The sequence below is a fragment of the Amorphus sp. MBR-141 genome (genome assembly GCF_053628695.1).
The window spans coordinates 1-22,410 of sequence record NZ_JBRJGW010000030.1; the positions used below are offsets into that span (position 1 = coordinate 1).

Annotated in this window: 20 protein-coding genes; 13 read left to right on the plus strand and 7 right to left on the minus strand. The window is 69.5% G+C overall.

Annotation, left to right across the window (positions count from 1 at the left end):
* Nucleotides 1-95: 95 nt before the first annotated feature.
* Nucleotides 96-869: an autoinducer binding domain-containing protein gene (locus tag ACSSVZ_RS25075; RefSeq protein WP_453973526.1), complete on the minus strand. Its 774-nt coding sequence runs from the start codon at nucleotides 867-869 to the stop codon at nucleotides 96-98.
* A 92-nt stretch (nucleotides 870-961) separates the two neighbouring features.
* Between ACSSVZ_RS25075 and ACSSVZ_RS25080 the strand changes: the two genes are divergently transcribed.
* The 4 genes from ACSSVZ_RS25080 to ACSSVZ_RS25095 all read left to right on the plus strand — a co-directional run bounded on the left by ACSSVZ_RS25080 (nucleotide 962) and on the right by ACSSVZ_RS25095 (nucleotide 4,317).
* Nucleotides 962-1,615 (plus strand): acyl-homoserine-lactone synthase, encoded by a 654-nt coding sequence (locus ACSSVZ_RS25080; RefSeq protein WP_453973527.1) that lies wholly within the window; start codon nucleotides 962-964, stop codon nucleotides 1,613-1,615.
* Complete coding sequence (locus ACSSVZ_RS25085; protein ID WP_453973528.1) at nucleotides 1,575-2,870, plus strand: cytochrome P450; 1,296 nt, start codon at nucleotides 1,575-1,577, stop codon at nucleotides 2,868-2,870. The genes ACSSVZ_RS25080 and ACSSVZ_RS25085 overlap by 41 nt, the downstream gene beginning before the upstream one ends.
* Nucleotides 2,871-2,991: 121 nt before the next feature.
* On the plus strand, nucleotides 2,992-3,162 hold the full coding sequence (locus ACSSVZ_RS25090; RefSeq protein WP_453973529.1) for a hypothetical protein: 171 nt from the start codon (nucleotides 2,992-2,994) through the stop codon (nucleotides 3,160-3,162).
* Nucleotides 3,163-3,444: 282 nt separating this feature from the next.
* Nucleotides 3,445-4,317 (plus strand): DMT family transporter, encoded by an 873-nt coding sequence (locus ACSSVZ_RS25095; protein WP_453973530.1) that lies wholly within the window; start codon nucleotides 3,445-3,447, stop codon nucleotides 4,315-4,317.
* Nucleotides 4,318-4,342: 25 nt separating this feature from the next.
* Here the strand turns inward: ACSSVZ_RS25095 and ACSSVZ_RS25100 are convergent, their stop codons facing one another.
* A complete protein-coding gene (locus ACSSVZ_RS25100; RefSeq protein ID WP_453973556.1) occupies nucleotides 4,343-7,006 on the minus strand; it encodes a cation-transporting P-type ATPase in 2,664 nt (887 codons plus the stop codon).
* Between the two features lie 363 nt (nucleotides 7,007-7,369).
* On the opposite strand from ACSSVZ_RS25100, the gene ACSSVZ_RS25105 reads away from it, so the two are divergent.
* The 6 genes from ACSSVZ_RS25105 to ACSSVZ_RS25130 all read left to right on the plus strand — a co-directional run bounded on the left by ACSSVZ_RS25105 (nucleotide 7,370) and on the right by ACSSVZ_RS25130 (nucleotide 15,563).
* Nucleotides 7,370-10,354, plus strand: coding sequence for a xanthine dehydrogenase family protein molybdopterin-binding subunit (locus tag ACSSVZ_RS25105; RefSeq protein WP_453973531.1), 2,985 nt, complete (start codon nucleotides 7,370-7,372; stop codon nucleotides 10,352-10,354).
* Entirely contained in the window at nucleotides 10,351-11,178 is an 828-nt protein-coding gene (locus ACSSVZ_RS25110) for an FAD binding domain-containing protein (RefSeq protein ID WP_453973532.1), read from the plus strand. The genes ACSSVZ_RS25105 and ACSSVZ_RS25110 overlap by 4 nt, the downstream gene beginning before the upstream one ends.
* A complete protein-coding gene (locus tag ACSSVZ_RS25115; RefSeq protein ID WP_453973534.1) occupies nucleotides 11,166-11,696 on the plus strand; it encodes a (2Fe-2S)-binding protein in 531 nt (176 codons plus the stop codon). Before ACSSVZ_RS25110 ends, ACSSVZ_RS25115 begins: the two co-directional genes overlap by 13 nt.
* Nucleotides 11,689-13,224, plus strand: a complete 1,536-nt coding sequence (locus tag ACSSVZ_RS25120; protein ID WP_453973536.1) for an AMP-binding protein — start codon at nucleotides 11,689-11,691, stop codon at nucleotides 13,222-13,224. Before ACSSVZ_RS25115 ends, ACSSVZ_RS25120 begins: the two co-directional genes overlap by 8 nt.
* Nucleotides 13,221-14,018: an enoyl-CoA hydratase/isomerase family protein gene (locus ACSSVZ_RS25125; protein ID WP_453973537.1), complete on the plus strand. Its 798-nt coding sequence runs from the start codon at nucleotides 13,221-13,223 to the stop codon at nucleotides 14,016-14,018. Before ACSSVZ_RS25120 ends, ACSSVZ_RS25125 begins: the two co-directional genes overlap by 4 nt.
* A 183-nt stretch (nucleotides 14,019-14,201) precedes the next feature.
* The gene (locus tag ACSSVZ_RS25130; RefSeq protein ID WP_453973558.1) at nucleotides 14,202-15,563 is read left to right on the plus strand and encodes a UbiD family decarboxylase; all 1,362 of its coding nucleotides are present in this window, start codon (nucleotides 14,202-14,204) and stop codon (nucleotides 15,561-15,563) included.
* A 9-nt stretch (nucleotides 15,564-15,572) separates the two neighbouring features.
* Here ACSSVZ_RS25130 and ACSSVZ_RS25135 read toward each other — a convergent pair whose 3' ends face one another.
* The 3 genes from ACSSVZ_RS25135 to ACSSVZ_RS25145 all read right to left on the minus strand — a co-directional run bounded on the left by ACSSVZ_RS25135 (nucleotide 15,573) and on the right by ACSSVZ_RS25145 (nucleotide 17,712).
* The gene (locus ACSSVZ_RS25135) at nucleotides 15,573-15,905 is read right to left on the minus strand and encodes a hypothetical protein (RefSeq protein ID WP_453973538.1); all 333 of its coding nucleotides are present in this window, start codon (nucleotides 15,903-15,905) and stop codon (nucleotides 15,573-15,575) included.
* Entirely contained in the window at nucleotides 15,902-16,837 is a 936-nt protein-coding gene (locus ACSSVZ_RS25140; protein WP_453973539.1) for a DnaJ C-terminal domain-containing protein, read from the minus strand. The genes ACSSVZ_RS25135 and ACSSVZ_RS25140 overlap by 4 nt, the downstream gene beginning before the upstream one ends.
* Nucleotides 16,838-17,022: 185 nt before the next feature.
* Entirely contained in the window at nucleotides 17,023-17,712 is a 690-nt protein-coding gene (locus tag ACSSVZ_RS25145) for a class I SAM-dependent methyltransferase (RefSeq protein WP_453973540.1), read from the minus strand.
* Nucleotides 17,713-18,002: 290 nt separating this feature from the next.
* Between ACSSVZ_RS25145 and ACSSVZ_RS25150 the strand changes: the two genes are divergently transcribed.
* The gene (locus ACSSVZ_RS25150) at nucleotides 18,003-19,283 is read left to right on the plus strand and encodes an EAL domain-containing protein (RefSeq protein ID WP_453973541.1); all 1,281 of its coding nucleotides are present in this window, start codon (nucleotides 18,003-18,005) and stop codon (nucleotides 19,281-19,283) included.
* A 110-nt stretch (nucleotides 19,284-19,393) separates the two neighbouring features.
* Here the strand turns inward: ACSSVZ_RS25150 and ACSSVZ_RS25155 are convergent, their stop codons facing one another.
* Together ACSSVZ_RS25155 and ACSSVZ_RS25160 are read right to left on the minus strand one after the other, a co-directional pair.
* Nucleotides 19,394-19,876: a cyclic nucleotide-binding domain-containing protein gene (locus tag ACSSVZ_RS25155; protein ID WP_453973542.1), complete on the minus strand. Its 483-nt coding sequence runs from the start codon at nucleotides 19,874-19,876 to the stop codon at nucleotides 19,394-19,396.
* Nucleotides 19,873-20,586 carry a response regulator transcription factor gene (locus ACSSVZ_RS25160; RefSeq protein ID WP_453973543.1) on the minus strand — a complete coding sequence of 238 codons (714 nt, stop codon included), beginning with the start codon at nucleotides 20,584-20,586 and terminating at the stop codon, nucleotides 19,873-19,875. Before ACSSVZ_RS25160 ends, ACSSVZ_RS25155 begins: the two co-directional genes overlap by 4 nt.
* 227 nt (nucleotides 20,587-20,813) lie before the next feature.
* Here ACSSVZ_RS25160 and ACSSVZ_RS25165 point away from each other — a divergent pair, with 227 nt between their 5' ends.
* Together ACSSVZ_RS25165 and dapF are read left to right on the plus strand one after the other, a co-directional pair.
* Nucleotides 20,814-21,449, plus strand: a complete 636-nt coding sequence (locus tag ACSSVZ_RS25165) for a L,D-transpeptidase family protein (RefSeq protein ID WP_453973544.1) — start codon at nucleotides 20,814-20,816, stop codon at nucleotides 21,447-21,449.
* 27 nt (nucleotides 21,450-21,476) lie between these two features.
* Complete coding sequence (gene dapF / locus ACSSVZ_RS25170) at nucleotides 21,477-22,364, plus strand: diaminopimelate epimerase (protein WP_453973545.1); 888 nt, start codon at nucleotides 21,477-21,479, stop codon at nucleotides 22,362-22,364.
* Nucleotides 22,365-22,410: the final 46 nt, after the last annotated feature.

The following is a 22,410-nucleotide window of genomic DNA, read 5'->3' on the forward strand; positions in this document are numbered from 1 at the left end:
GTTCAGGGGAATAGCGCTTCTTCGGCATTCTCAGCTCCAATGTTGGAGCCGAAATCTAACTCACAACAGTGGCCACTTGCCGGGGAGCAGGCCAGTCACGGAACGATGAGGCCGAGAAAGATCGCCCGCACGACCGCGTGCGTCCGGTTGGTGGCGCCGAGCTTCTCGATGCTGGACTTGATGTGGGATTCGACGGTTTCGCGCGAGATCTGCAGGATGTCCGCCGTATCCGCGCTGGTCTTTCCCAGCGCCGACCACAGCAGGACTTCCTTCTCGCGTTCGGTCAGGTAGATTCCCTCCGCCTCGGGCTCGTTCGCCGGGCGGATGCGGCTCCCGTTCTGCATCTTCGTCGAGATATCGACCACCTGCTGGGCCCAGTAGAGCAGCACCATGTGCATCTCGTGCCGGTCGAAGCGCAGGCGCCGCAGAAAATCTCGCGGAGAGGTTGTCCAGAAAAGCGTGCATACGCTAGAATAGTAGGCGCCGAGGCGGTCACGATAGTGGAACGGGATGACGAACCCGTTGCGGAACTCGTGGTCGTTCGCCGCGTCCATCAGCTGCAGGGCGCGGGGTTTGCGCTTGCCCCTCCGCTCCACCGGTGGCAGATCGCTCCAGGTGAACGGGATGTTTCGGCTGCGCGCCGCCGGCAGGCAGGGGTCGACGTCGAGGAACTGGTTGTCCCGGTAGTCGCGATCCCATGCCTTCGACACGGAGTGCAGCACCAGCGGGTCCGCCTCGCCATGCCGATCGTTGTCGATGAAGGCGTAGGCGGAGAATCCTTTCGCTTCGATATAGGCTTGAAGCGCTAGGTGCAGCTCGTCGAGGCTCGCGCAGGCCTCCACGCGAGCGATGATTTCCTCGGTTTTCATTCCGCTTCCGACAAATCTCCCCAAAATTGGGGATGCCCGCATGAGCCCCCTTTGGGCACCTTCTTCTCATACCCCAGAGGAAGGCCCCATTCATGTGCGATGCGCCCAGAGAATTGAAGGCGATCCTGTACCGGCGCTCCGATCGCCCGCGGCTGCACCTCGAAGTGTCGCGGTTTCGCAAGCAGCTGTTCGCCGACCAGCTCGGCTGGGTGCTGAAGACGGACGACGGCCTCGAGCTGGACGAGTTCGACACCGAGCTGACCGAGTACTGCGCGCTCCTCGAAAACGGCCAGCTCAAGGGCTGTTTTCGCGCGATCCGGTGCGATCGTCCATACCTGGTGCGCGACGCCTTTCCCGGCATCGCACCGGAAGACGCCTTCCCCAGTGACGTGAAGGCCTGGGAGATCAGCCGCTTCGGTCTGCACCCCGACAAGTCCGGCCTGGCGATCTCGCTCTACGCGGCGATGTTCGACTTCGCCGAGCGCCGCGGCGCGCGGGCGCTGCCGGCCCTCGTCGACCTGCGCCACGAACGCTGGCTCCACCGGCTCGGCATCCAGACGCGCCGCTACGGCGATCCGCAGCCGGTCGGCCATGACGTGCGCGGCCGCATGCTGTTCGGCGTCGCCGGCGAAATCCCCATCCACGAGCAGCGCCGCCGTCTCGGCATGCTGTTCGCGGTTCCCCGAACGCTCCTGGAGGTCACCGATGAAACTTCCTTTGACGGACTTGATCGCGTTTCAGCGTGACCAGCTCGCCTTCTTCACCGATCGCGGCAACGGGGCGTCCGACCCGCTGGTGCCGCTGTCCATGGGCGCCGGCCCCGTCTACCTGGTCACCGACGCCGACCTCGTCAAGCCGATCCTGCGGGCGCCGGAAGACCTCATCGACAAAGGGCAGCTGATCTACAAGCTGCGCGAGATCATCGGCGAGAGCTCGATGGTGGTGTCGGGCGAGGAGCACCGCATCCGCCGGGCGGCGATCCACAGCCAGCTCGCCAAGGGCGTCTCCTCCAGCTTCGTGCCGGAGATCACCGCGGTGATCCGCCAGCACGCCGCGATGCTCGCCCGCGAAGGCAGCTTCGACGCCCACCGCGCGACGGCGCCGCTCGCCGTGCGGATCGTCGCCACCATCCTGTTCGGCCACGGCGTTCTGTCGGCCGCCGACGAGACGGCGCTGATCACCGCGCTGCACCTCGCCGAGGACGACCTGGCGGCGGAGATCTTCAAGATCCTGCCGGACTTCCCCTGGGTGAAGAACCGCAAGAAGGCGAAGCTCGCCGCCGCCAAGCGCACGATGGGCTTCGTGGTGGAGAAGGCGCGCTCCGACGCCAAGCGGCACAGCCTCATCTCGGCCCTCGAGCAGCTGAACCTGTCGGAAAAGGCGATGCACGAGGAGATCCTGCTGCTGCTGCTGTCGGGCCATCACACCTCCGGCTCGGCCGCCGCCTGGATCCTCTACTTCCTCGGCCGCCATCCCGACATCGCCGCCGAGATCGCCCGGGAGGCGCGTGTCGTCAGCACCGCCGACGGCGAGGTCGATGCCCGGCGCCTGCCCCAGGCGACCACCACGCTGGCCTTCGTCAAGGAGGTGCTGCGGCTCTACCCCTCCGCCTACTGGCTGTCGCGGGAGACGCGCCAGCCGATGGAGCTGGGCGGCCGCAAGCTCGCCGCCGGCACGTCGCTGCTGATCAGTCCCTGGCAGATGCAGCGCAACCCGCAGTACTGGCCGGATCCGGAGACGTTCGACATCACCCGCACCCACAGCGGGGCGGCCTACATGCCGTTCGGCGTCGGTCCCCGGGTGTGCGTGGGGATGTCGCTGGCGCTGCTCGAGCTGCAGCTGATCGCGCTGGAGATCGCGGCGTCGTTCGAGGTCGAGCTCGCCTCGTCCGAGCCGGCGCCGCCGCCGAAGCCGGTGATCACCATCATCCCGCCGGCGCTGGAAATGCGGCTGCGGCCGCGCGGCGCGGTGGCGCATCCGCGGCTGCACCAGGCCGCCTGACCGCCGGCCCGGTCCGGCATCCCGAACGGCGTGCCGCCCCACAGGCGGCCGCCAGGCCGGGCCGCAATCCCCGCGCGGCGGATCCGCTGCGCGACCTCTATCGCAAGACAGGCAAGCCCCCATGTCCAAACAGCGCAAGTCCGATCGCCAGACGCTGATCGCGATGCTGGAATATATCCGCCAGTCGATCGAGCCGCACGACGCCACGGCCGCCCACCACATCTCCGCCGCCATCGCGCAGATGGCGCACCCGGCCCCCCGGGAAGACCGGCTGGAAGGCCGGCTGCACTGAGCCTGTCGGGGATCCTCCGGCGCTCCAGCCGTCTCCAGCCGGCCTCGAGGCCGGGTGCCCCCGGGCCGGTGCGGCGCGCGCCGATCGGTGCAGCGGCGGGGTCCCGCCCGGCGGGCAGCCGAAGCGCTTGGCGGCAGCGCGCGGAGACGCGGCCCGGCTAGCCCTGTGCCCGGCAGCAGGGGGCGCCGTCCACACCCCCGCAAGTGCCGCACGGATCCGGCCCTTGCGGAATCGGGTCTTCTCGCGGCTCATGGCCGGGTTGCACCGGTAGGGAGACGGCCCGTGGATCGATGGCTTGTCGGGGTGGGGAGCGGCCTCCTCGCGGCGCTGATCTGGGCCGGGTTTCCCGTCGCGACGCGCTTCGCCGTGGCGCACTCCCAGCTCGACGGCTACGACGTCACCTTCCTGCGCTACGCCGTCGCCGGTCTCGTCATGCTGCCGGTCCTCGTCCGGCAGGGGTTCGGCGGTCTCGGGCCGGTGCCCGTCGTCCTGATGGTGGCGGGCGTCGGCGCGCCGTACATCCTCGTGGTCGCGGCGGGGCTTGCCAGCGCGCCGGTGGGCACGTTCGCCGTGCTGTCGCCCGGCAGCATGATCGTCTACGCGGCCATTCTCGGGCGGGCGCTGCTCGCCGAGCGGCTTTCGCGGCGCCAGTCGGCGGGGCTGCTCGCGGTCATCTGCGGCATCGCGCTGACCGGATGGAGCCAGCTTCGGGCCTCGCAGGCCAGCGCGGAGGCGATCGCGCTGTTTCTGAGCGGCGGCCTGCTCTGGGCGATCTTCACCGTCACGGCGAAGATCCACGCGGTCACCGCGCTGCGGGCGACGGCGATCGTGTCGACGCTGTCGGCGGCGGTCTATTGCCCGATCTACCTCGTCGTGAAAGGCGGCGCGGTGTTCCAGGCGCCGTCTCAGGATCTCCTCGTCCAGGCCGTCTACCAGGGGATCCTGGTGTCGGTCGTCGCCCTGTTCCTGTTCAGCCGGGGCATCGCGATCCTCGGCGCCACGCTCGGCGCCGCCTTCGCCGCCCTGGTCCCCGCCTTTGCGGTGGTGGAAGCGTCGCTGCTGCTCGGGGAAAAGCCGCCGATGCTGTCGCTCTTCGGCCTCGCCGTCGTCAGTGCCGGCATGATCGGCAGCCTGATGCGGCCGCGCCTGCGCTGAACCGGTTGCCCGCCGGCGCGATGCGTCAGCGGCGGCGGAACAGCGTGCCCGTCACCCGCTTCTCCACCTCCACGACCAGCAGAAGCGCCACGCCGACGGCAACGATGACGAGCCCGTCGGCGAGCGACAGCGGCCGGCTGCCGAACACGGGGTGGAAGACCGGCAGGTAGGTGAAGGCGAGTTGCGCGATCACCACGGTGACGATGCCGATCAGCACCGCCTTCGTGCCGAGCACGCCGGTCCAGGTGAGCGAGGTGCCGTGCACGAAACGCACCGAGAACAGGTAGAAGATCTCCATCACCACGATGGTGTTCACCACCATGGTGCGGGCGGTCTCGACGCTGGAGCCCCGCGCCGTCGCCCAGGCGTAGATGCCGAACGTTCCGGCGACCATCAGCGTCGAGACGAAGGCGACCCGCCAGAGGAGGCGGCCGGTCATCAGCGGCCGGCCGGCGGGGCGGGCGGGCCGCGTCATGGTGCCCGGCTCGGTCGGTTCGAACGCCATGGTCAGCCCCAGCGCCACCGCGGTGACCATGTTGATCCAGAGGATCTGCACGGCGGTGACCGGCAGCGTCAGCCCGAACAGGATCGCCAGGATGATGACCATGCATTCGCCGCCGTTGGTGGGCAGCGTCCAGGCGATCACCTTAGTCAGGTTGTCGTAGACCGTCCGGCCTTCGCGCACCGCGGCGACGATGGAGGCGAAGTTGTCGTCGGCGAGCACCATGGAGGCCGCCTCCTTGGCCGCCTCCGTGCCCTTTCCGCCCATCGCGACGCCGACATCGGCGCGCTTCAGGGCCGGCGCATCGTTCACCCCGTCCCCCGTCATGGCGATGATCGAGCCATCGGCCTGCAGCGCCTCCACGAGGCGCAGCTTCTGCTCGGGGCTGGTCCGGGCAAACACGTCGGTCTCGACAGCCCGCTGGCGGAATGCGGCATCGTCCAGGTCGACCAGCTCGGTTCCGTTGACGGTGCGCGGCGGATCGCCGAGGCCCAGCTGCCCGGCGATGGAGCGGGCCGTGGCCACGTGATCGCCGGTGATCATCTTCACCCGGATGCCGGCAGCCTTGCACTCGGCAATCGCGTCGATGGCTTCGGGCCTTGGCGGATCGATCAGCCCGACCAGGCCCAGCAGGCAGAGGTCGCCGTCGATCGTCTCGGGCGAGATGTCGTCGGTGCCCGGAGCCACCGCCAGCCGCGCCAGAGCGAGCACACGCTCGCCGCCCGCCCCCATTTCCTCGACCCGGCGCCGCCAGTGGTCCGCGTCGATGGCCCTGGGGCCCGCCGCCGTCGCCGCGGTCGTGCACATGGCGAGCAGACGTTCCGGGGCGCCCTTGACGTAGACGACCGGGTCCCGGCCGGCGCCGCCGTTGAGCGTCGCCATGAAGCGGTGGCGGGAATCGAACGGGATCTCGTCGAGCCTCGGGAACCCGGCGTGGGCCGCTTCCGCCGCGTGGCCGGCCTTCAGCGCCAGCGACACCAGCGCTCCTTCCATCGGGTCGCCGACGACGGTCCAGCCGGTATCGCCTCGGTGCAGCTGGGCGTCGTTGCAGAGCAGGGCGGCCAGCGCGAGGTCCTCCAGCAGCGGCACCTCCGGCGGATCGACGGCGACGCCGTCGATGGCGAAGCCGCCTTCCGGATCGTAGCCGTTGCCCTCCACCGCGATCACCGCCTCGGCCGTCGCCACGGTGCGCACGGTCATCTCGTTGCGGGTGAGGGTGCCGGTCTTGTCGGAGCAGATCACCGAGACCGCGCCCAGCGTCTCCACGGCGGGCAGGCGGCGGATGATGGCGTTGCGCCGCGCCATCCGGTTGACGCCGACGGCGAGCGTGATCGTCATCACCGCGGGCAGTCCCTCGGGGATGGCCGAGACGGCAAGCCCGACGACGATCATGAACGCCTCGTCGAGGGGATAGGCCTGCACGAACACGGCATAGGCGAACATCACGGCCGATACCGCCAGCACCACCAGGGTGATCTGGCGGGCGAACCCCGCCATCTGCCGCACCAGCGGCGTGACGAGGCGTTCGACGCCGCCGAGCATGGCGCTGATCCGGCCGAGTTCGGTGGTGGCGCCGGTCTCCACGGCGATGCCGATCCCGAGCCCGGCGGTGACGAAGGTGCCGGAAAACGCCATCGACAGGCGGTCGCCGAGGGACGCATCCGGGGCGACCGGCGCGGTGGCCTTGTCGACAGGCACCGATTCCCCGGTCAGGATCGCTTCGTCGACCCGCAGGTTGCGGGCCCGCAGGAGCCGCAGGTCGGCGGGGATCCTGTCGCCGGCCTCCAGCAGCACCACGTCGCCGGGGACGATCGCCTCGGCCGGCACGGTGGCCCGCCGTCCGTCGCGCAGCACCGAAGCCTGCGGGTCGATCATTCCGCGGATCGCTTCCAGCGCGTCCTCGGCCCGCCCTTCCTGCACGAACCCGATGATGGCGTTCAGCAGCACGACGGCGAAGATCACCGCGGCGTCGGTCGGGTGGCCGATCGCGGCGGCGAGTACGCCGGCGGCGAGCAGCACGTAGATCAGCAGGTTGTGGAATTGCAGCAGGAAGCGGACGAGCCCGCTCTGGCGCCGCCCTTGCGGCAGCACGTTGGGACCATAGACGGCGATCCGGCGCTCCGCCTCGGCGGTGTCGAGGCCATTTCGGTCCGTCGACAGCGCGGCAAGCACGTCCTCGGCGTCCATCCCGTGCCAGGCGCGGGTGGAGAGGTGCGGGGCGCCTTTTTTCGGTCCCGGGGGCGTCGGAGGGTGCCAGGGTATGCGCATGAGGTCGTCCTGAAAGATCTGGAAGCGTCCAATGGACGCCGGGCGTGGCGGCGGAAAGCGGTCCCTGAGGAAGTGTGGCAGGGAATGGACGCATCCTCATGATGCCGCCTGCCGGCGCCGTGTCTTTGCGGCAGATGAAATCACGATTGATGATCCATTTGATCATCAACAGATATTTGCCGTGATGACAGGGCTCGCGTAGCAATGCGGGGACCGGTTGCGGCTCGGCCAACGCGCCGTACCGGAGCGCTGAAACGGCGTCGGCCAGGAGGTGACACCCAGGTGCAGGAAGTTCGCGACGCGGCGGCCTTTGTCGGGCGGTCCATCCAGCGCTTCGAGGATGCCGCGCTGCTGACCGGCTGTGGCCGCTATCTCGACGATCTCGGCGCCCCTCCCGGAACGCTGCATGCGGCGGTCCTGCGCTCGCCCCACGCCCACGCCGAGATCATCTCAATCGATGCCGAAGCCGCCCGCGCGATACCCGGTGTCGCCGCGGTGCTGACCGGCGACGACATCGCCGCCCTCACCAACTCCATCCTCGTGGGCGTCAAGGCGCCGGTCGAATGCTGGCCCGTGGCCCGCGATCGCGTGCGCTACATGGGCGAGCCGGTGGCCCTCGTCGTCGCCTCCGACCGCTATCTGGCCGAGGACGCCGTCGACCTGATCGACGTCCGCTACCGTCCGCTCGCCGCGGTCGTCGATCCGCGGCGGGCGGTCGAACCGGATGCGCCGGTGCTGCACGAGGGGCTCGGCGGCAACGTCATCTCCGAACGGTCCTTCTCCTATGGCGATCCCGATGCGGCGTTCGCCGCGGCGCCGCACCGGGTCGGCATCGACGTCACCTATCCGCGCAATTCCTGCACGCCCATAGAGACGTACGGGGTCGTTGCCGAATACGATCCGGGCGAGGGCAGCTTCGACGTGCTGGCCAACTTCCAGGGCCCGTTCTCCATCCATGCGGTGGTGGCGCGGGCGCTGGGCGTTCCCGGCAACCGGCTGCGGCTGCGCACGCCGCGCGATTCCGGCGGCTCGTTCGGGGTCAAGCAGGGCGTGTTTCCCTACATGATCCTGATGGCGGCGGCGGCCCGCGCCACCGGCCGGCCGGTGAAGTGGATCGAGGACCGGCTGGAGCACCTGACCGCTTCGGTGTCCGCCACCAACCGCGCCACCCGCCTCGATGCGGCGGTCGAGCGCGACGGCACCATCACGGCACTCCGCTGGGACCAGATCGAGGATTGCGGCGCCCACCTGAGGGCCCCCGAGCCGGCGACCCTCTACCGGATGCACGGCAACATGACCGGCGCCTACGCGATCCGCAACGTCGCCATCCACAACCGGGTCGTGCTCACCAACAAGACGCCCACCGGCCTCAACCGCGGCTTCGGCGGGCCGCAGATCTACTTCGCGCTGGAACGGCTGGTCTTCGAGATCGCCCGCACCCTGAAGCTCGATCCCCTCGACGTCATCCGCCGCAATCTCGTGCCGTCGGGCGCCTTTCCCTACAAGACCGCGACCGGCGCGCTGCTCGATTCCGGCGACTATCCGGCCGCCCTGGAGATGGCCGTCGCCGAGGGCGGGCTGGCGGAGCTGATCGCCCGGCGCGATGCGGCGCGGGCCGAAGGCCGCATTTACGGCATCGGGCTTGCCGCCGTGGTCGAGCCGTCGGTCTCCAACATGGGCTACATCACCACGGTCCTGACGCCGGCCGAGCGGGCGAAGGCCGGCCCCAAGAACGGCGCCCAGGCGGTGGCGACCATCGGGCTTGATCCCCTCGGCGGCGTCTCGGTCAAGGTCGCCTCGGTGCCCCAGGGTCAGGGCCATCGCACCGTGCTCGCCCAGATCGTCGCCGACGGGCTCGGCCTCGATCCGGCGGCGATCCGGGTCACCGCCGACGTCGACACGTCGCGCGACGCCTGGTCGATCGCCTCGGGCAACTACGCGAGCCGGTTCGCGCCGGCGGTGGCGGGCGCCGCGAGGCTCGCCGTCGACCGGCTGCGCGACAAGCTCGCCCGGCTCGCCGCCAGCCAGCTCAACGTGCCCCCCGACGAGATCGTCTTCGAGAAGGGCCGGCTGGCGGCGCGCGGCAACCCGGAAAACGGCGTCTCGTTCTCGCGGGTCGCGGCCGCCAGCCACTGGGCGCCGGCGACGCTGACCGAAGGCGTCGACCACACCATCCAGGAAACCGTCTTCTGGACGCCGGAGCAGCTACAGGCGCCGACGGCGGACGACGAGATCAATTCCTCGCTCTGTCACGGCTTCATCTTCGATTACTGCGGCGTCGAGATCGACCGGGTCACCGGCGCGGTCCGGATCGACCGCTACGTGACCATGCACGACTGCGGGCGGATCCTGCATCCGGCCATGGTCGACGGGCAGGTGACCGGCGGCTTCGCCCAGGCGCTCGGCGCGGCGCTCTACGAGGAATACGCCTACGCGCCGGACGGCAGTTTCCTGTCGGGCACGCTCGCCGACTATCTGATCCCAACGACCATGGAGGTGCCCGATCCGGTCATCCTCCACTTCGAGAGCCCGTCGCCGTTCACGCCGCTCGGCGCCAAGGGTGTCGGCGAGGGCAACTGCATGTCGACGCCGGTGTGCATCGCCAACGCGGTCGCCGATGCGCTGGGCATCGCCGACGTGACGCTGCCGCTGACGCCGTCGAAGATCTCCGAGCACCTGCACGGCGAGGAGCGTCAGCCGAAGGTTCAAGCCGCCCCGGCCCCTGACGCGGCCGGCGGCCGCAAGCTGCGGGGCGAGGGCGAGGCGGTGGTCGCGGCGCCGCGCCAGCAGATCTGGGACATGCTGCTCGACCCGGAAACGCTGAAGGCCGTGGTGCCCGGCGCCCATCACGTGGAGAAGCTCACCGACACGCGCTTCCGCGCCGACGTGACGCTGGGTGTCGGCCCGGTGAAGGGCCGCTACCGCGCCGAGATCGAGCTCCTGGATCCGGATCCGCCGCAGGCCGTCACGCTCTCCGGCTTCGCCGAGGGCGGGCTCGGCTTCGGGCGCGGCACCGGCCGCGTCACCCTGACCGAGAAAGGTCCATCCGAGACGGTGGTCGCCTACACCTACGAGGCCGAGATCGGCGGCAAGGTGGCCTCCATCGGCGGCCGCCTGCTCGACGGGGCGGCCCGGGTGGTGATCGGCCAGTTCTTCCAGGCGCTGGCCCGCCACGCCGGCGGCGGATCATCGGCGGAAGGCGCGGGCGGGGGCAGGGGAGGCAGGTTGATTAGCTGGCTCAGGACCCTATTCGGAGGTGCCCGATGAAGCCGGCGGCGTTCGACTATCTGAAGGCAGAAAGCCTCATGGAGGCCGCCGATGCCCTGGCCGAGGCCGGCGAGGACGGCCGCGTGCTGGCCGGCGGCCAGTCGCTGATGCCGATGCTCAACATGCGCCTCGCCCGGCCGTCGCTGCTGGTCGACATCATGGGCATCCAAGACCTCGCACGCATCGAGGTGGTGAAGGACCGGGTCCGCATCGGCGCCGGGGTGCGCCAGGCGGCGCTGCTGAACTGGGACGGGCTGGGCGATCATCTGCCGCTGGTGAAGGCCGCGCTGCCGTGGGTCGGCCACGCCCAGACCCGCAGCCGCGGCACCGTCTGCGGATCGGTTGCGCACGCGGACCCGAGCGCAGAGCTCCCGCTCGTTTTGTGCGCACTTGCGGGCGATATCGTGCTGCGTACGCGCAGCCGCGTGCGCACGGTGCAAGCTGTTGATTTTTTTATCGGAATGATGGCGACGGAGCTGCGCGCAGGCGAAATGGTCGAATGCGTTTCGCTGCCAAAGCGCAGTTCGGGGACCGGCTGCGCATTTCGCGAAATCGGCAGGCGCCACGGGGACTTCGCCATCGTCGCGTGCGCAGCGGTGGTGGATGCGCACGGTGCGCGTCTGGCCGTCGGCGGCGTCGCCGATGTGCCGGTGGTGCGCGATCTGCCGCTGCCCGACAGCGGCGATCTCGACGACGCGCTCAACGAATTCGCCTGGTCGCTGCAGGCCCGCGACGACCTGCATGCCAGCGCCCGCTACCGCCGCGAGCTGGTACGCCGGCTCGGCCGCGAGACCATCGAGGAGGCCGTCCGATGCCGCGTCTAGAACTCGGTCGCCGCCACACCGTCCGCTTCATCCTCAACGGTCGCCCGGTCAGCGGGGACGCCGAGCCGCGGATGCTGCTGACCGATTTCCTCCGCCACGAGATCGGCGCCACCGGCACCCATGTCGGCTGCGAGCACGGCGTCTGCGGCGCCTGCACGGTCCAGATCGGCGGGACGCTGGCACGGGCCTGCCTGACGCTTGCGGTGCAGGCCGAGGGCGCCGATGTCCGCACCGTCGAGGGCCTGGCGCCCAGCGATGAGACCCTGTCGCCGCTGCAGGAGGCGTTCAGGGCGCATTTCGGCCTGCAGTGCGGCTTCTGCACGCCGGGCATCCTGATGTCGCTGGACGCGCTGCTGCAGGACAGGCCGGACGCCAGCGAAGGGGAGATCCGGGAGCACCTGTCCGGCCATCTCTGCCGCTGCACCGGCTACGGGCCGATCATGCGCGCGGCGGTGGCTGCGGCCGAAAGCCTGCGCGCGGCGAAACGATCGGGAGAGGAGACGGTGCGCCATGCTTGATCTCGGCCGGAGCTTCCTCGCCAGCGTCGCGCGCGATCCGCACGCGCTGGCGATCGTCGACGGCGACGTGCGGCTGACCTATGCGGAGTGGTACGCCAGGATTTCCGCGGTGGTCGCCCACTTCGACGCCCTCGGCCTGCGTTCCGGCGACCACGTGCTGACGGTGCTCGCCAACCGCTACGAGGCGGCGACGCTGCACTGGGCCTGCCAGCTGGCGGGCCTGATCGTCACGCCGCTCAACTTCCGCGCCAAGCCCGACGAGATCGACCACGCGGTCGAGGACGCCGAGATCCGCGCGATCTACTTCGAGGACGCGTGGCGCGAGGCGGTCGAGGGGTCGGAGAAGGCGAGGGCCGTGCCGGCGCTCTCTGTGGACGACGCTGCGTTCAAAGCGGTGCTGGCGTCCGAGGCGCCGAAGGCCGTGGCGCGTGTCGGCGCCGATGCCTGGTCGGTGATGCTCTACACCTCGGGCACCACGTCGCGGCCGAAGGGCGTGCCGCGCCGCCACCGGGCCGAGCGTGCGGCGGCGATCGCCCACGTCGCCCAGAACGTCTACGGCCACGGCGAGCGGACGCTGGGCGTGATGCCGCTCTACCACACGATGGGCGTGCGCTCGCTGCTGGCGATGTCGGTGATCGGCGGTGCCTTCGTCTGCCTGCCGCGCTTCGCGCCGGAGGCAGCGCTGGGGCTCATCGCCCAGGAAAAGATCACCAACCTCTATCTGGTGCCGACGCTCTATCACGACCTCGTCCACCATCCGGCGTTCGCCGAGGCCGACGTGTCGAGCGTCCGCAAGCTCGGCTTTGCCGGCGCCTCGATGACCGACGGGCTGCTGAAGCGGCTCGATGCGGCCTTCCAACCCGACCTGTTCGTCAATCACTTCGGGTCGTCGGAGATCTACACCTTCACCGTCGACCAGAACGCGGTGGCCAAGCCCGGCTCGGCGGGGCGCGCCGGCATCAACCAGATCGTCCGCGTGGTGAAGCTTGGCGCGACGGGCCCCGACGACCTCGCCGGTCCGGGCGAGGAGGGCGAGATCATCGCGCTGCTCGCCGGCGACGAGGCGTTCGAGGGCTACTGGAAGCGGCCGGACGCCGATGCCAAGGCGCTGCGCGACGGCTGGTACTTCACCGGCGACAGCGGCTATTTCGACGCCGACGGCGACCTGTTCGTGGTCGGCCGGGTGGACGACATGATCATCACCGGCGGCGAAAACGTCTCGCCGATCGAGGTGGAAAGCTGCCTGTCGCTGAACGACGCAGTCGCCGACGTGGCCGTCGTCGGCCTGCCGGACGAGCGCTGGGGCAAGATCGTCGCCGCCTTCATCAAGCGCGCCAGGCCAATCGAGCCGGACGCGCTCGACGCCTACTGTCGCGCGTCCGGCCTCGCCAACTTCAAGCGCCCCCGCAAGTACGTCTTCGTGGACGCGCTCCCGAAATCGCCGGTCGGCAAGCTTCTGCGCCGCAAGCTGACCGCCGGCGACTACGATCCCGAATCCAATCCGCCGACACAGGAGTCTGCTGCATGACCAGTCCGACCGACCTCGGGCTTGGAGACCTCGACGGTTTCCGCATCGACATCGACGCTGCAAAGGAACGCGCCGACATCGTCCTCGACCGGCCGCCGTTCAACGTCGTGACGATGCCCCAGCGCGACCAGCTCCGCAAAGCGTTCGAGGCGCTCGATGAGTGCGATGAGGTCCGGGTCATCGTGGTGCGTGCCGAGGGCGAGAACTTCTCGTCGGGCGGCTACATCAAGGGCTTCGTCGAGGCGAGCCCGGAAACGGTGTCGAAGCTCGCCTGGAACATCGCCGCCCCGGCGCGCTGCGCCAAGCCGGTGATCGTCGCCAACCGCGGCTACTGCTTCGGCGTCGGCTTCGAGCTGTCGCTCGCCTGCGACTTCCGCATCGTGTCGGAGACCTGCCAGTACGCGCTGCCGGAGCAGAAGCTCGGCCAGATCCCCGGGTCGGGCGGCTCGGCGCGCCTGCAGAAGATCGTCGGCATCACCCGCACGAAGAACATCGTCATGCGGTCGAAGCGGATCTCCGCGCAGGAGGCCTATGACTGGGGCATCGCCTCGGAGCTCGTGCCGGACGGCGAACTGGAGGCGGCGACCGACGCGCTCGTCGACGAGCTCCGGACCTTCTCGCCGCTCGCCCAGCGCACCGCCAAGAAGCTGCTGAACGACACCGAGGACGCCAGCCTGTCGACCTCCATCGAGCTCGAGGGCCACTGCTATAGCCGGCTCAGGACCTCCGACGACTTCCGCGAGGGCGTCGAGGCCTTCCACGAGAAGCGCAAGCCCGTCTTCAAGGGCAGCTGACGACCGGCCGGACACGGCTGGCCGCTCGACGGCTCGAGACATTGCGTCCCGTCCGGGGCCGGACCGGTCCGGACGGGAGATCCGCCAGACACCATCACGGAGGGGATCGTGGCCACCACGTCCGACACGGCAGCCGAGCACCGCGGCAGCGGCGAGCTCAGGAACGACCGGGCCTTCTACGACCTGCGGGCGTGGCTCACCCATCTGGCCGCCACCGACCGGCTGGCGATCGCACGGCCGGACACCAATCTCGATTTCGAGATCGCCGGCATCGCCAACCGGCTGGACGGGGTGAAGGCGACCCTGTTTCCGTCGCCGGACGGCCATGCCGTCCCGGTCGTCTCGGGGCTGACCTCCCAGCGTGCCTGGATGGCGGAATCCCTCGGCATCGACGAGAGCGAGCTGCTGCCGCGCTTCCAGCAGGCGGTGCGCGAGCCGATCCCGTGGACGGAGACGACGGGCGCTGCCTGCCAGGAAGTGGTCCACCGGGACCCGGACCTGACGGAGGTCCTGCCGATCCCGACCCACAACGAGCACGATTCCGGCGCCTACATCACCGCTGGACTGATGATCGCCCGCAACCCGAAGACCGGCGCCCAGAACGTCGCGATCCACCGGCTGCAGGTGTCGGGGAAGAACCGGCTGGGCGTGCTGCTGCTGCCGCGCCACACGCTCAACTATTTCGAGGCGGCCGTGGCCGAGGGGCACGACCTGGACGTGGCCATCGTCATCGGCGCCAGCCCGGCGCTGCTGCTCGCCTCCCAGGCCATCCTGCCCCTCGACCAGGACGAGATGGAGACCGCGGGGGCGCTGCTGGGGAGCCCGATCCCCGTGGTGAAGTGCCTGTCGAGCGAGATCCGGGTGCCGGCCGACGCCGAGATCGTCCTCGAGGGGCGGGTGCTGGCCGAGGCGCGCGAGCCCGAGGGGCCGTTCGGCGAGTTCCCGCAATATTACGGTCCGCGTGCCAAGCGCCACGTCATCGAGGTGGACGTGGTCACCCACCGGACCTCGCCGATATTCCACACCATCGTCGGCGGCGGGCTGGAGCACCTGATCCTCGGCGGCATCCCGCGCGAGGCGACGATCCTCACCTCGATCCAGCGGTCGTTCCCGAGCGTGCGCGACGTGCACCTGCCGCGCGGCGGCGTGTGCCGCTATCATCTCTACGTGAAGATGAAGAAGCGTTTCGAGGGCGAGGCCAAGAACGTCATCCTCGCCGCGTTCGCCGCCCACTACGACATCAAGCACGTGGTGGTCGTCGACGAGGACGTGGACATCCACGATCCGGACGAGGTGGAGTGGGCGGTCGCCACGCGCTTCCAGGCGGACCAGGATCTGGTGATCGTCGGCAAGGCGCTCGGCTCCAAGCTCGATCCGTCGACGAACGACGGCGTCGGCGCCAAGATGGGCTTCGACGCCACCATCCCGCTCGATGCCGACGAGATGACCTTCAAGCGCATCCGCGTGCCGGGCGAGGAGGCCCTCGACCTTGACGCGGTGATCGATCCGGACGGCAACGTCGCCGACCACGTGATCGTCGGGTAGCGCGCCGGCTCAGTCGGCGCGAAGGGCCGCGACCTCCTGTCGGATTGCCGTGCGCACCGGCTCCGGCTGGCGCTCGATCGCAGAGGCGAGGCGCTTCAGCTCGGAGCGAAGCCCGTGGACCTGGTCGATGAGCGACAGGATGACCGGCACGGCTTCCTCGCCGACGGCCATCTCGTCGGTCAGCTCGCATACGAGCCGCACCCGGGCGACGTCGATCTCGGTGAAGGTGATCGCCGCCTCGCCGGTGGCCGGGACGATCCATCCCTCGGCGACCCAGCCGCGCAGGCGCTCGACCGTCAGGCTGCGGATGTCGGCGACGACCTGCTCTTCCGTGTACCTCATCGGCCCTCTCCCATCGTCTTGCGCGGATCGTAGGCGTGGCGGGCGCGCCACGTTTCCATGAAGGCGGCCAGCTCCTCGTCGATCGTGTCGGGAAGGCGGATCTGCAGCCGCACCAGCTGGTCGCCGTGGCCGGTCCCGCCGCGCTTCTTCACACCCTTGCCGCGCAGGCGCAGCGTGCGGCCGCCGCTGGCGCCCTTCGGGATCGTCATGGTCACCCGTCCGGTCGCCGTCGGCACCTCGACCCTGGCACCGAGGACGGCCTCGTCGATGCCGATCGGCAGCACCAGCACGAGGTCGTCGCCCTCGCGGGTGAAGCGCGGATGCGGCCGCACGGTGATTTCGACGTAGGCGTCGCCGGAGGGGCCGCCGCCGTAGCCCGGGCCGCCCTGGCCCTTGAGACGCAGGGTCTGGCCGTCGTTCAGGCCCTCGGGAATGGCGATGTCGAGGGCCTTGCCGTCCGGCATGGTCACCCGCCGGGTGGCGCCGGCGACGGCTTCCAGGAAGTCGACCTCGAGGTGGTAGCGCACGTCCTGGCCGCGCATGCGGACCGAGCCGCCACCCGCGCCGCCGCCGCGGGCCCTGGCACCGAAGATGTCGGAGAAGAAGTCCGACATGTCGCCCAGGTCCTCGTAGCCGGCCGACGACGCGTAGGGGTGGCCTTCGGGAGCCTCGGCGTAGTCGCGGTAGTAGCCGGGCGCGGGGCGCTCGTTGCCGCTGGCGTCGATCTCGCCGCGGTCGAAGCGGCCGCGCTTCTCGGTGTCGCCGAGAATGTCGTAGGCGCCGGCGATCTCGGCGAACCGATCCGCCGCCGCGGCGTCGCCCGGGTTCAGGTCCGGGTGGTTCTTCTTGGCGAGCTTGCGGTAGGCCTTGCGGATCTCGTCGTGGGGCGCGTCTGCAGCGACGCCGAGGATCTCGTAGGGGTTCTGTGCCACGGATCAGACTTCCCGATTTCTTGCGGTGACGGCCGCGCGGAGCCGCGGTTCCGTTAGAGCATGTCCCGTCGAGGTCGACCGGATCTGAATCAAAGCAACGGGTTCGATATCTACGATCCGACGCGGTTTGCTGTCGATGGGTGAGGCCGGCTGTGCGCAGAAGGGTCCGGCGGACGGGATCGCCCTCAGCCGGCCGGGGCCTGGCGCGTCGCGGCGATACCGGCGGTACCGAGGCGGCGGGCGGCATCGGCGGCGACGCGCTCGGAGCGGGTGATCAGATAGGCGGTGTCCGGCGCGCCGGTCACCGGGTCCGACGGCTGCAGCGTGACCACGAAGCAGTGCGGCAGGGCCTCGGCAAAGCGCGCGACGATGTCGGGGCCATAGACCCGCCAGTGGCCGTGCTTGTCCTCGCGGGCCCGGCCATAGTGCCGCGTCGCCGGAACGCGGGCGGGATCGGGCACCGACAGGAACACGAAGCCGGCGGTGCGCACCACGCGGTCGAGCTCGCGCAGCGCCGCGAGATCGTCGGGAACGTGTTCCAGGACGTGGTTGACGATCACCACGTCGAACGACGCGTCGGCCCGGTCGATCGCCTGCAGGTCGAGTTCGGTGGCGGTGCCGTACTCGGAGATCTCGTGATGGGCGAACCAGCCCGGCTCGATCACCGGGTCCGGGCTGAACTGCAGGGCTTCGAGCGCGGAAAACCGGGCCGGATCCAGCGCCACGAACGCCGTGCGGTAGGCTCGGTGGCGCTCCAGCGAGCGGCAGCCGGCACAGCGCGGCAGGGCGCCCTCGGGCGACAGCCGGCCATTGGGTCCGCGGGTGAAGGCCGTACTTTCGCAAATCGGGCAAACGGATGTCGAGGGATCGCTCATGCTGTCAAGCCGTGACCAGATTGGTGCTGCCACCCGGCGCCCCCAGTCTTTGCCCTGTACTTAACGCCCGCATATCTTTTCCAAATCTATCGGTTCCAATTGCCAACAGTTGCGTTCATAAATTGCATGCTTTCGGCGACGCCACCGCAGTGAATACACGCGTGGCGAGGCCGGCCGTTCACGGGGCGCAACTGGAGGGTTGCGCCGGCGTGGGGAGGTTGTTCGATAGCACAATTTGGTGGCCCTGCGAGCACCCGCACACATTCGCGAAGGACGCTGACTAGTCGCTGATGAAAAGTCTGTTTGGGGAGCAGGGACGACCGGCCGGACGGGAGCGGGCCGAGGCGGCTACAGTGGCGGCGCTGGTCCGCCGCATGTTCGATGCCGCGGGCGCAGGCGTTGCCGTGACCATGGACGGGCGCGTCTGGAAGGGCGTCTCCGCGCCGGATGATGCGACCGCCCGGCGCCTCGAGGCCGCGCTTGCCGCCTCCTTCGAGAAGGCCGGCCCTTCCGATATCGGCAGCTATCCCACGCCGGACGCGCCTGCCGGGGCGACGGTGACCACCGTGGCGTTCCGTCCGGGGGCGCTCGAAGAAGACGTCGCGCGGGTGACGATCGCCGTGCTGGGCGCCACCGGCGTTGCGGCCGGGCTCGACGCCGCCTTTTCCGACATCGCCAGGGTTGCGCTGCAGATCGTCGACAACGACCTGGACGCGACCGCCGTCCGCCGGATGGGCGCGGCGCTGTCGCGCGTCGAGAAGATGTCGAAGACCGGCCAGTGGCACTTCGACCTGAAGACGCGGGTGAGTTCCTGGTCGGACGAGGTGTTCCGGATCCACGACCTGCCGCCCGGCCAGGCGCCCACCCTGGACGCGGCGCTCGCCTTCTTTCCGGAGGATACCCGCGCTTCCATCCGCAAGCACTTCGACGAGGCGGGCGCCACGGGGGCCGGCTTCACCTTCACCTCGCCCATCGAGACGGCGCCGATGATCGGCGCGCAGATCACCCGGCAGGTGGTCGAGAACATGGCGATCTACAAGACCGCCTTCGCCGATGCCGTGCCGTTTTCCATGAACATCTCGCGCAGCCAGATCCGCAACCACGAGTTCCTGACGCTGCTGAGCCAACTGTTGAACACCGAGCTGGTCAGCTACCGCGACTTCATCATCGAGATGTCGGAGGATGCGGTCACCGACCGCGACCAGGGCCACATCGGCGAGCGGCTGCGCGAACTCGCCGATCGGGGCCTGAGCTTCGCCTTCGACGACTTCGGCGCCGGCTTCTCGTCGCTGATCCAGATCGATTCCTACTCGGTGCGGCAGGTGAAGATCGATCGCCAGCTCATCCAGGACATCCATTTCGATCCGCACAAGCTGGCGATCGTCGACGGCATCCTGCGGATCTGCTCGTCGCTCAACATCGACGTCATCGCGGAATGCGTCGAGCTGGAGGAGCAGGCCACGGCCTTGCGCAAGCTGGGTATCCGCCACGCCCAGGGCAACTACTTCGGGCGGCCGATGGCGTTCGACGCGTTCCTGGCGCTCAACGAGAGCGTGGCCCGCAGTCACTAGAGCCTTTTCCGGTCAGGTGGTGACACCTGGCGGATAAGAAATGGCTTCGGAATCAATACCTTGAGCAATCTCTCTTCGTTCAGATCGCTTCGATCTGAACGGGAAACGCTCTAGAGCCGCTTGGTCGACGGCTGCTGCTCGACGGCCAGCAGCCGTTCGCGGACGCCATCGAGGTCGGCCGTCATGGCGAGCAGGTTCCGGGCGAGCCGGGTCTGTAGCTCGCGCGCCGTCTCGGGATACTCGACGAGGATCTTGCGGAACTGGGTCCGGCCGAGAACGATCACCTCGGAGGTCTCCTCGGCGACGGCACGGGCGCTCGGGCGCCCTTCCAGGAGCAGCGCCAGCCCGTTGACGATGCTGCCGGGACCGAGCGTCCGCGGCGCGCGATCGGCCCGCGGGGAATCGCTGACCGACAGCCGCCCCGACACCACGACGCCGGCGCCGGTCGCCGGCACGTTCATCTCGAACAGCAGCTCGCCCGGCTCGAGACGCCGGGCTTCGCTGGAAAAGGCGAGCAGCCGCAACTGCTCGTCGGTCATCCCCGCGAGCAGCGGCGTCGTGCGCATCACCGCGATATCGCGGGTCAGACTCATAGAGTCTCGGCCTCGCCTTCGGACGGTTGCGGAACGAGCATGTAGCCGCCGCCTTCTGTCACCAGGAGTTCGGCGCTGGACGGGTCGCGCTCGATCTTCTGCCTGAGGCGATAGATGTGGGTCTCGAGCGTGTGGGTGGTGACGCCGGAGTTGTAGCCCCAGACCTCGTGCAGCAGCACGTCGCGCGTCACCGGACGCTCGCCGGCCCGGTAGAGATATTTGAGGATGGCCGTCTCCTTTTCCGTCAGCCGCACCTTGGCGCCGCGCTCGTCGACGAGCAGCTTGGCGCTGGGACGGAAGGAGTAGCGGCCGATGGCGAAGGTGGCGTCCTCGCTCTGCTCGTACTGGCGCAGATGGGCGCGGATGCGGGCGAGGAGCACCGCGAACTTGAACGGCTTGGTGACGTAATCGTTGGCGCCGGCCTCGAGGCCGAGGATCGTATCGGAATCGCCCTCCTGGCCGGTGAGCATGATCACCGGCGCCTTGAAGCCGGACTTGCGCAGCAGCTTCACCGCCTCCCGGCCGTCGAGGTCGGGCAGGCCGACGTCCATCAGCACCATGTCGGCCCGCTCCTGCCTGGCCGTTTCCATGCCTTCGCCGGCCGTCGGCGCCTGGAGAACCCTGAACTCGTCGTAAAGTCCAAGCTGTTCGGCCAGGCCGTCGCGGAGGTCTTCGTCATCGTCGATGATCAGGATCTTGCGGGCGGTCATCAATCGTCCTCTGGAGCCCTTCAGTTGCGCGGAGCATACGCCGTTCGGATTGAAGCTATCTAAACGGGGGGGATATGCTCAATCACCTGCAGCCGGAGCCACGTGTTGTCGCCGAGGCGGTTCCATCTGATCCGTCGCGGGTCTGCGAATCATCAAGAGACACAGAAGCCTATGCAACCCTTATTATCCGAAAGGCTGGCCGGCGTCCTCCAAGTCAAGAGGTCAGGATGAGGCCGGTCGTGCCCGGCCTGCGGCGGCGGGGCCGTCTGCGAAGCGCCGCCGGACCGATCGTGGTGCGGCGACGGCCGGGGCGGCCCACCCAGGGGCTGCTCAGCGTCGATGGTCGGGTGATCGCCTGCGCGCTGGGGAAGGGCGGGATGTCGGCCCTCAAGACGGAAGGCGATGGCGTCACGCCGATCGGCCGGTTCCGGCCGCTCGCGGTGCTTTTCCGGGCCGACCGGGTGGCGCTGCCGGGAGGCGACCTTGCCGTGCGGGCGATCCGGCGCGACGACGGCTGGGCCGACGACCCGGCCTCGGCGCACTACAACCGCCACGTCCGCCTGCCGTTCGCCGCCTCGCACGAAACGCTCGCGCGCGACGACCATCTCTATGACGTGGTCGTGATCACTGACCACAATCAGGCACCCCGCGTGCGCGGCCGGGGAAGCGCGGTCTTCCTGCATTGCAGCCGCGATGGACTGCTGCCGACGGCCGGCTGCATTGCCATTCCCTACGCCGTGTGGCGTCGCCTTGCCGTCGCCCTGGTGCGCGATCGGCCGGTTCTGGTGGGCGTTGCCGGGCGGCCGGTCAGACGCGGTGATGCGGGGCGCCCCTTTTTCCGAGGACGCAGATCGGCCATATAGCGGGGACAGCAGAAGCGCAGCGATCCGATGAAACCCTCGATCCCCTTTGTGAAGATGAACGGCCTTGGCAACGACATCGTCGTGCTGGACGGCCGCGACGCGTCGATCGCGCTGCGGCCCGACGCGATCCGGCGCCTGTCGCCGCGCGACGGCGGCATCGGGTTCGACCAGATCGTGACGCTGGAGCCCGACCCGGACGGCGCCGACGTGTTCATGCGGATCGCCAACGCCGACGGCGGCGAGGTCGAGGCCTGCGGCAACGCCGCCCGCTGCATCGCCGACCGGCTGATTTCGGATGCCGATACCAGCGCGCTGTCGATCAGCACCCTCGGCGGGCGTCTCAGGGCGTGGCGGCGAGACGACGGCGTGATCGCCGTCGACATGGGCAGGGCGCGGTTCGGATGGGCCGACATCCCGCTTGCCGAAGCGGTCGCCGACACGGACGCGGTGCGCGGCGTCGCCGCCGCGGAGGCGGCCGGCCTCGGCGCCGGCAGCGTCGTCAATGTCGGCAACCCGCACATCGTCTATTGGGTCGCGGATCCGGAGGCGGTCGACCTTGCGCGGATCGGCCCGGCGATCGAGCACGACCCGCTGTTTCCGCGCCGCATCAACGCCACGCTGGCGCGGGTGGTCGACCCCGGCCGGATCGACATCCGTGTCTGGGAACGCGGCGCCGGCCTGACGCGGGCCTGCGGGACGGCCGCCTGTGCGACGGCGGCGCTGGGCCTCAGGACCGGGCGGACCGGCCGCTCGGTGACGATCGGGCTGCCCGGCGGCGACCTGGAAATCGGCATCGGCGAGGATGGGACGATCGTGATGGCCGGCGCCGTGGAAACGGACTTCGCCGGCACGCTCGATCCCGAATTCGGCACCTTCCTGCGCGATGCCGCCGCGCCGGCCACCGCCGCGGGTTGACTCTTCCCATCCCCGCGCCGAGACCAGACCCGCGCCGAACCATGGG